This is a genomic window from Candidatus Thiosymbion oneisti (assembly GCF_900092655.1).
GTDB classification, from domain to species: Bacteria; Pseudomonadota; Gammaproteobacteria; order Chromatiales; family Chromatiaceae; genus Thiosymbion; species Thiosymbion oneisti.
The window spans coordinates 1-2413 of record NZ_FLUY01001859.1 but is presented as its reverse complement, the minus strand read 5'-3'; the positions used below and the strand labels follow the sequence as shown (position 1 = coordinate 2413).

Genomic DNA, 2413 nt, shown 5'->3' with positions numbered 1-2413 from the left:
GACACCTCTGTTCCAAGTAAGGGCGCTGCGGCCGGGGGAAAGCGCCGTCGCCGCGGCGCGGGTGAAACCTCAAGTGCTCGGATTCCTGGCAACCGCCGCTGATATCCCCGTTGTCGAGGTTTGATTCGGACGCGCCGCTTTGCCGGCGCACTCTAAAGCAGTCCGGAATCCATAAAGAGCCAATCTCTTTTCGATTAACAAGTTGTGTTCAGTTGTCAGTGGTCAGTTGCCGGTTGCGGCCGTGGTCCAGCATGCACTCAGGCACCGGCTTGCCGGCGCCTCCCCCCTCACCCCAACCCCTCTCCCGGCGGGAGAGGGGCTTTTGCGACACTCTCCCGCCGGGAGAGAGAGCTTGCCCCGAGCGCAGCGAGGGGGCTTAGGGCTCGGCAAGCCCGTAGGGCTGGTCAGGCCAGGGCGACGGCGGCGGCCGGCATACGGTGGATGGCGCAGGCTTATCCGCCCTACGCAGGCTTGAAAATTTACCACTACCCGGCTCGGGATAGGTGACGGGTATAATCACTCCCGGTATTAGGCGGTTGCCGACCGCGCTGCGGGCGGTCGATTAAACGAGAAAGGAGATTTTCATATGAAACGGCTCATGGGTCTGTTCGCATGTCTGGTGCCACTCTTTGCCGCGGCGGGGGAGTTCAGCTCCACCCTCGTGGTTCAGACCGGCTTCTTGCGGGAGGGCGATCTGATCGTCCGCAACATCACGGATCTGGTGGCCAAAAAGACCTGCATGACTTTCTATATCCGTACCGCCGGGACCAGCCCGATCACCGATTGCTACGAGGTCGTGGGCGAGTTCGGCGCCGATGTGCGGCAGGCGGCGCACTTGAAGGAGGGCGAGTTGGTCATCCGCAAGGTAGAGGACGGCAAGAACAACCGCGCCTGTCTAGTCGCCTACGTAAGCACCCCCGGCACATCGCCGGCGGTGCATTGCTATCCGAGCACGCACCGTTTCAAGGAGGGGTTGCAGGTCGATAGCCATTTGCGCGAGGGCGACCTGGATGTGCACCGGATCTCTGACGCGAGTGCCGGTACCACCTGTCTGGTGGCCTTCGTGAAAACCGAAGGGACCGCCCCCTCGACCTTCTGCTATCCGACTACTCCCCAAGGTGTGGGCCCACTGCGTCAGGAACATGAGCTCAAAGAGGGTGATCTGATTGTCCGCAAGATCACTGACGGCGCCAACAACAAAGCGTGCCTGGTAAGCTACGTGAGCACCATAGGCACCTCGTCACGGATGTTCTGTTTCGACTATCGCTAAGGCTCGTATAGGACAAAGATGCGAGAACGGCGTGCCCTGTTGGCGGATTGGATCAGACACGTCCTGGGTAGGGAATGCCGGTTGGAGCCGGTCGCGGGCGATGCCAGCTCCCGACGTTACTGGCGGGTCCGTCCGGATGACCGCAGCTATATCCTCATGGATGCCCCCCCGGTCGTGGCGGACATCGAACGCTTCGTGCGCATCGCCGAGCGGCTGCGAGCGCTGGGTCTGAACACACCGCAGGTCTATGCCCAAGCGCCCGGTCAAGGGCTGCTGCTGCTGGCTGACCTGGGGACACGGCTCTATCTCGACGTCCTGGATCAGGAGAATGCGGACCGGCTCTACGGGGATGCCCTGGCGGCCCTGGTGGTCATCCAGGCCTGCGCGTCCACTGAGGGACTGCCCCAATACGATGGGCCCTTCCTGCACCGGGAGCTGGCGCTGTTTCGCGATTGGTTGCTGGTCCGCCAGCTGGGATGGGAGCTTTCGGACGTAGAAAATGCAGTGCTGGAGTCGGCCTGCGAGTTTCTGGTGGAGCATGTCCTGGAGCAACCCCGAGTATGGGTGCACCGGGATTTTCACTCGCGGAACCTGATGGTCACGGCCCCGCCCTCGCCGGGAATCCTGGATTTTCAGGACGCGGTAGCAGGGCCCGTGGCCTATGATCCGGTCTCCCTGCTGCGGGACTGCTACATCGGCTGGCCGCGGGAGCAAGTCGAAGACTGGGCGCGGGGGTACGCAACGCTGGCGGTGCACTCGGGGATCCTGCGCCCCCAGGATGCGGATCGCTTCATGACCTGGTTTGACCTCATGGGGGTCCAGCGTCATCTCAAGGCAAGCGGGATCTTTGCCCGTCTGAACGTGCGGGACCACAAGCCCGGCTACCTCGCGGACATCCCCCGCACCCTGGCCTATGTGCTCGAAGTCGCGCCGGCATACCCACGGCTGACGGCACTCGCGGACTTGATCCGCGAGCGGGTTTTTCCCGACCTCCCGGTCACTAGTACGGCAGTACCCAAGTACCGATAACATGGGAACCTTTTTTCCGCAAATGAACGCAAATTATGGCAGTGGCTCAGTTTGAAAATTTTATGCTTGGCCGCTCACTTTCCGGCCCATTTAACGCCAGGACGCAATGGCGCC

At 62.1% G+C, this 2413-nt stretch carries 2 protein-coding genes; both read left to right on the top strand.

Translation table 11 applies throughout. The annotated features are described in order from the left end of the window. Positions 1-586: 586 nt before the first annotated feature. A complete protein-coding gene (locus tag BQ17_RS19730) occupies positions 587-1270 on the top strand; it encodes a hypothetical protein (RefSeq protein ID WP_089730068.1) in 684 nt (227 codons plus the stop codon). Between the two features lie 18 nt (positions 1271-1288). Then, complete coding sequence (locus BQ17_RS19725; protein ID WP_089730066.1) at positions 1289-2299, top strand: aminoglycoside phosphotransferase family protein; 1011 nt, start codon at positions 1289-1291, stop codon at positions 2297-2299. Positions 2300-2413: the final 114 nt, after the last annotated feature.